The sequence below is a fragment of the Paenibacillus sp. P4_A7 genome (genome assembly GCF_056402455.1).
In genome coordinates this window covers 1-6,687 of sequence record NZ_JBFUHJ010000305.1, presented here as the reverse complement: position 1 = coordinate 6,687, position 6,687 = coordinate 1, and the positions used below count along the sequence as shown (strand labels likewise).

At 46.5% G+C, this 6,687-nt stretch carries 6 protein-coding genes; all 6 read left to right on the top strand.

All coding sequences use genetic code 11. The annotated features are described in order from the left end of the window. Positions 1-717: PD-(D/E)XK nuclease family protein (locus tag AC1DWN_RS24495; RefSeq protein WP_477561508.1), on the top strand; the 717-nt coding region annotated here is incomplete at its 5' end. Positions 718-723: 6 nt separating this feature from the next. Further along, on the top strand, positions 724-4,587 hold the full coding sequence (gene addA, locus AC1DWN_RS24490) for a helicase-exonuclease AddAB subunit AddA (protein ID WP_477561507.1): 3,864 nt from the start codon (positions 724-726) through the stop codon (positions 4,585-4,587). Between the two features lie 37 nt (positions 4,588-4,624). Then, entirely contained in the window at positions 4,625-5,242 is a 618-nt protein-coding gene (locus AC1DWN_RS24485; protein ID WP_477561506.1) for a hypothetical protein, read from the top strand. 237 nt (positions 5,243-5,479) lie between these two features. Then, the gene (locus AC1DWN_RS24480) at positions 5,480-5,833 is read left to right on the top strand and encodes a histidine triad nucleotide-binding protein (RefSeq protein WP_477561505.1); all 354 of its coding nucleotides are present in this window, start codon (positions 5,480-5,482) and stop codon (positions 5,831-5,833) included. An 85-nt stretch (positions 5,834-5,918) separates the two neighbouring features. Next, positions 5,919-6,092, top strand: coding sequence for a 30S ribosomal protein S21 (rpsU, locus tag AC1DWN_RS24475; protein WP_475810427.1), 174 nt, complete (start codon positions 5,919-5,921; stop codon positions 6,090-6,092). 15 nt (positions 6,093-6,107) lie between these two features. Continuing rightward, positions 6,108-6,551, top strand: a complete 444-nt coding sequence (locus AC1DWN_RS24470; protein WP_477561504.1) for a GatB/YqeY domain-containing protein — start codon at positions 6,108-6,110, stop codon at positions 6,549-6,551. The last annotated feature ends 136 nt before the right edge of the window (positions 6,552-6,687 follow it).

Below are 6,687 nucleotides of genomic sequence, written 5' to 3'. Positions count from 1 at the left end.
GGTATACTGCCGTCCTTAGTCATTCCGCTGCAAGGCGGTGGAGAAATAGAAATTATCGGCCGTATTGACCGTGTTGATGCTGCACAATCAGAGCAGGGTTTGCTGCTGCGCGTACTCGATTACAAATCAAGCTCCACACAGCTAAGGCTGGAAGAGGTCGCTTTTGGACTGTCGCTGCAGATGCTTACGTATTTGGATGTGTTAATAACGCATGGAACGACTTGGCTGGGGCAACAAGCGTCTCCGGCAGGTGTTTTATACTTTCATGTCCACAATCCTTTGCTGGCGCTTTCCAATGGGATGAGTGCTTCAGAGGTCAGCGGTCGCGTGCTCAAACGGTTCAAAATGCGCGGTCTTGTTACGGCGAAGTCAGAAACTGTTCGACTCATGGATGATGAGCTCGACACAGGCTATTCCGACTTATTGCCATTAGCTTTAAAGAAGGACGGTACATTTTATAGCAGCTCCTCCGTTGTCTCGAATGAACAATGGGATGTGCTTCGTACATCGGTGAGACGGACAATAGGGCGTATTGGCGGCTTCATACAAGCGGGAGAGGTATCTATCGAGCCTTACCGTCTTGGTGCAAAAACGCCTTGTCAGTACTGCGACTACAAAGCGGTATGTCAGTTCGATTCACAATTTGATGGCAACGAATATAAAAAGCTGAATAAGCCGGCGAAGGAAGATATTTGGCAGCAGCTAGAGAGGGAGTAGTTGACGATGCATACTGCAAAGGATACACCAAAGCCGGAAAATAGCACGTGGACCGATGATCAATGGGATGCCATCGTAACAAGCGGATCGAACATTCTTGTGGCGGCTGCAGCAGGTTCTGGTAAAACAGCAGTTCTGGTTGAACGAATCATTCGTAAAATTTCAGCCAATTCCGATGTCGATCGTTTACTTGTGGCAACTTTTACTAAAGCTGCTGCGGCGGAGATGAAGGATCGCATTCGACAGGCATTGGAGAAAGAGCTGGAGCGGCAGCCGGAATCTGAGCATTTGCGCCGTCAACTAGCTCTGATGAACCGAGCGTCCATCACTACCTTACATTCCTTCTGCCTTGATGTTATAAGGCGCTATTACCCGCTTATCGGGCTTGATCCTGGCTTTCGTATTGCTAACGAGACCGAAAGTGAACTGATGCGTCTGGATGTACTGGATCAGCTCTTTGAACAAAAGTATGAAGGTGCTGGTGACGATGGCGCGTTTCTAAGGTTAGCAGATCGTTATGGCGGTGAACGAGGTGATGAGCCTCTGTATAGGCTTGTCCAGCAGCTCTATGATTTTGCACAAAGCCATCCATGGCCTGAATACTGGCTGCGGCAGACAGCAGAAGCTTTTGCCGTAACAACCGTTGCTGAACTTCAAAGCAGTGAATGGGTGCTTAGCTTACAGGGAGATATTCAGCTTGCACTTGAAGGGGCGGCGTCTCTCTTACATCAAGCCCTTGAACTAACGCGCGAGCCTGCGGGCCCAGCTCCTTATGCGATAACGTTTGAAGAGGATTTGTTCCTCGTGAACAGCTTGAGTGAGCTCATTCGTACGACGCCATGGGAGCAGTGGATGGAGTCTTTTCAAGCCATTCAATTCGGGAAGCTAAAGTCGATGCGCGGAGACGAGTACGATAAGTCGCTGCAGGAGCAAGCCAAGGACCTACGTGATAACGCAAAAAAGGGCATCAGCACATTAGCTGATGAGCTATTCGGACGCTCTGCGGAGCAGTTTTTGGATGAGCTTCAAGAGCTAGCGCCGCTAATGAGTGCACTGTCTGAGCTGGTCATAGAGTTTGGACAGCTATATGAAGCCGCCAAACGAGCCAAGGGCTTATTGGATTTTGGCGACTTAGAGCATTATTGCTTGCGCATATTGCGTGATCCTTCTTCAACACCCGCCAGTATGATGCCATCTATAGCGGCACTTGAATTCCAGCAGCAGTTTGATGAAATTTTACTGGATGAGTATCAGGATACAAATATGGTGCAAGAAGCAATCATTTCACTAATCGAGCGCCAAGGAAGCGGCAACCGATTTATGGTAGGCGATGTGAAACAGAGTATCTACCGATTCCGGCTTGCTGAGCCGAAGCTGTTTTTGCAGAAATATAAATCCTATTATTCTAGGAACGATGTAATTGATCCACAGCTCTCAGATTCGAAGCAAGGTTTGCGAATTGACCTCGCAAGGAATTTTCGCAGCCGTTCCGAGGTTGTTGACGGCGTGAACGCTGTCTTCCACGCTATTATGCGTGAGAATGTAGCGGAGATGGACTATGATAAGCGCGCTGAGCTTGTGTGCGGTGCAGCATATCCGGATTCAGAACCAGTTGATGCCAACAAAATACAATTTGCTGTACTGAATAAAGCGGATATGGACGATGAGGCTGAAGAGGGCAGTGAAAGCGCGGAAGCTGCTGAACAAAGTGAGGAAAGCGATCAATCGGATGCTGCTCCAGCAGCACAATCGGCATCGGATCTGAAGGTGGCTCAGCTCGAAGCACGCTGGATCGCTGAGCAGCTGCGGACACTTGTTCAGAGCGGGTATCAGGTATATGACGGGAAGCGCCGCGAGAGTAGACCGATGCAATGGCGGGATATCGTCATTTTACTTCGAGCGACGCAGCAGTGGGCGCCTATCCTCATAGAGGAGCTTCAAGCTAACGGTATTCCAGCTTATGCGGAGCTCAGCAGCGGGTATTTCGATGCGGTCGAAGTGGAGACAATGCTTTCATTGCTGCGAGTGATCGACAATCCTTATCAGGATATACCACTCGCAGCTGCGCTTCGTTCACCTTTGTTTGGTCTTGATGCGGAGGAGCTAGCACGCATTCGGATTCAATCAGCAAAATCCACCTACTATGACGCCGTTCTGCATGCTGCGGGTGATTTGTATTTGGAGGAAGAGTCACGTCGCAAGCTATCGCTTTTTCTAGACAGTTTGGATCGCTGGCGTGGAGAAGCACGGCAAGGCTCGCTTGCAGATTTATTATGGGAAATTTACCGCGAGACAGGTTACTACGATTTCGTAGGAGGCCTTCCAGGAGGCACTCAGCGACAAGCGAACTTACGCGCGCTTCACGACCGTGCCCGGCAATATGAAGCAACTTCATTTCGCGGACTATTTCGTTTTCTGCGGTTCATTGAAAGGATGCGTGACAGCGGCGGCGATTTAGGAACAGCAAGAGCGCTTGGAGAACAAGAGGATGTAGTTCGAATCATGTCGATACACAAGAGCAAAGGACTAGAGTTCCCGGTAGTATTTGTCGCTGGGCTTGGCAAACTCTTTAATCAGCAGGATATACGGAGTGCCTTCTTGAAGCATAAGCAGCTCGGATTTGGACCGCGATATGTCGATCCTATGCTCCGTATTAGCTACCCGACGCTGCCGTACCTTGCGATACGGCGAGCGATGCGGATGGAGATGCTGGCGGAAGAAATGCGTATTTTGTATGTGGCGCTAACAAGGCCAAAAGAAAAAATGTTTCTAGTTGCCACGGTTTCAGATGYCGAAGCCAAACTTAAACGTTGGCTGTCCTCTATTGATGCAAGTGGAAAATTGCCGGATTTCCGAGTTGCATCTGCGCGCTCGTTTATCGATTGGCTGGGTCCGATGGCGGCGAGACAGCTTGCTCAGCAGCAATCGTTTGATCTTGATCAGACAATGCCCGAATGGCAAGCAGGCATTGTGCCGGCTTCATTGTTTGTAACGGAGGCTGCGGCGGCAACAGAAGCGGATGAGACGTTCTCTGACGCCATGGAAGAGCGTCTGCAGGCCGTGACATCATTATCCCTCCTAGATGACGTGGAAGCGGATGAACAGCTTCGTACGCGCTTAGAATGGTATTATCCGCATAAGGCTGCTGCGGCGATCGCGGCCAAAACATCGGTAACAGAAATGAAAAGGCTTCATGCAGTGGTTATAGAAGATGCATTTTCTATGGATGAGCCTCCTCTTGAAGAGACGGTTATTGACCCAACAAATGCTGACGTTAACGCTACTTCAGAAAACTTCACATTCCGTCTGAGAAGGCCAGCATTCATGGAAGAGGTATCTTTGACAGCCGCTGAGAAGGGTTCAGTCAATCACCTGCTTATGCAGCATGTTCCGCTAACATTTGCCATTGATGAAGCCATGCTTAATCAAACTGTTGCAAACATGATCGGAACCAAGATGTTGACGTTTAAGCAGTCTGAAGCTATAAATGTGCCGGCTGTTGCTGCTTTTTTCCAAAGCGAGCTTGGTCAAAGGCTTCTTCGTTCGGATTGGATTCGGCGAGAAGTACCATTCAGCTGTATGTTCAAAGCAAGCCGAGTTTATCCTGATGCAGATGAGACTTTGGCGACGGAACCTATCCTCATTCAGGGTGTTATTGACTGCTTGTTTGAGGATGAAAAAGGCGTTGTTCTACTCGATTACAAGACAGATCGCATATTTATGCAGGAATGGTCAACAGCAGCAGAGAGACATCGGTTCCAACTAGAACTGTATGCGGAAGCTATAGAATCGATCCTTGGGCGAAAAGTGAATGAATGTCACGTCTTTTTCTTTGATGGTGGTCAGTCCGTTCAATTGAATAAGGGATGATCTTACTTAAAAAATGGAAAAAAAGGATGCTGTGAAAATGGATCAGAAACAAACGGTTAAACGCTCGTTTGCGCTACCTATTACTTTACTTCTATTGGTATTTAGCTTAATAGGAAATGTTTTTTTGTACTCGCAATTTCTACAAAATAAACAGCAGAACAACTATGAAACAGGACAACAGATCTATGATGCGGCAGTTAAATCGCAGCAATATTTTCAAGAAATGATTCCACAGCTTGATGCCTTGCTTGAAAGTGAGCAAGCAGAGGAGCGCATAGAGGCGAAGTTTTTAATTGGTTCTATTGTACAAAAAGGACAAGGAGTTGTTGATTTAGCAACTTATGCGGAGCCTTTYTCTACGAGCACAAAAGAGCACACTGTTGACTTCGTGTTAGCATATATTAACGATGCCCAAAAGTCCTTGCAAGCTGTGGGGAGCCATGATGGCCCGCTAAAGGCAGAAGAACGCGAATATTTAGAAGCTTTGAAAAGCTCCTATGAGAAAATGGCAGAAATCATGAGCCAGTTCAGCACAAATATTAAAGACAACCGAGTTGCGATCATTCGTTTATCGAGCGGACTAGACTGGTCTGAGCTAGTTCCGCAATTACAGCAAGTGATGAGTGAGCAATCTCCGAAACTTACTGCTCCCTGATCGTAAAGCAAGATTGGTGCAAACAGCATATGCATCGTTATGTTCTCGCGGAGACGCTATGTCCGACAGATGTTTCCGCTAGACGGATTATTAGCTTTGTCATTGCTGCTTTTTTTCTAAAAGGGTCGAAAACGTCGGTTGGAAAACAGAAGCTCCTTCTCACCGGCGTTTTACATTGGACGAGCGTGATCATTTTCGATATGATAAAGACAGTCGAAATAATAGGGGGTGAACCTTATGGACTGTATTTTTTGCAAAATTGTCGAAGGCGCAATACCATCGAAGAAAGTGTTCGAGAATGATGCCGTAATCGCTTTTCACGACATACAGCCTGCTGCACCAGTACATATTTTAATCATACCTAAGAAGCATATTGCAACGATGAATGATGTTTCTGATGCGGATGATGCCCTTATGGCAGCCTTGTTTGCAGCCGCTCGTCAGATCGCGAAAGATCTAGGAATTGCTGAATCCGGCTACCGTTTAGTCAACAATGTAAACGCTGATGGAGGGCAGATTGTTAATCACTTGCATATCCATTTGCTAGGTGGTAAAAAACTTTCTCCAATATTGGTAGATAACCTAAGTTGACACTGCCTTTTGGTTTGACATATAATAAAATTTGATAAACCGTGATATAGCTCTGGACGGTCTGTTTCGGAGGGAGGGAAAACTGGTGTCTGAAACTAAAGTTCGCAAAAACGAAACTATTGATGCTGCTCTTCGCCGCTTTAAACGTTCCATCGCTAAAGATGGTGTTCTAGCAGAGGTGAAAAAACGCAAGCATTATGAAAAGCCAAGTGTGAAGCGCAAGATGAAGTCTGAGGCTGCGCGCAAAAGAAAGTTTTAGGAGGATTCTTCCATAATGAACCTGAGCGAACGATTAATCGACGATATGAAGCAAGCCATGAAGAGTCAGGACAAGTTCAAGCTATCCGTAATTCGTATGATGCGCGCGGCAGYGAAAAACTTGGAAATTGACCTTAAGCGTCCATTGGACGACAAGGAAGTGCTTGATATTCTTAGTCGAGAAGTCAAAATACGTAAAGATTCCCTCCAAGAATTTAAAAAAGCCGGCCGTGATGATTTAGTTGCGGGTCTTGCAACGGAAATTGATATTATTAGTCAATACCTTCCCGAACAGCTGACTGAAGAAGAGATTCAAGAGATAGTAACGCAGACCATCCATGAACTCGGTGCTTCTTCCAAAGCCGATATGGGAAAAGTCATGAGTGCCCTTTTGCCTAAAACAAAGGGTCGTGCTGACGGTAAACTAGTAAATCAGTTTGTACAGCAACTTCTGCAATAACTAACCATTCGGACTAACGAAACACCCCGTAATAGGGGTGTTTTTTTTACTTAAAAACTAACTGGAAAATAAATGAAAGCAGGTAATTTATGAAACATTTTAGAAAATTATACGTATGAGGGAATAATTCATGAAT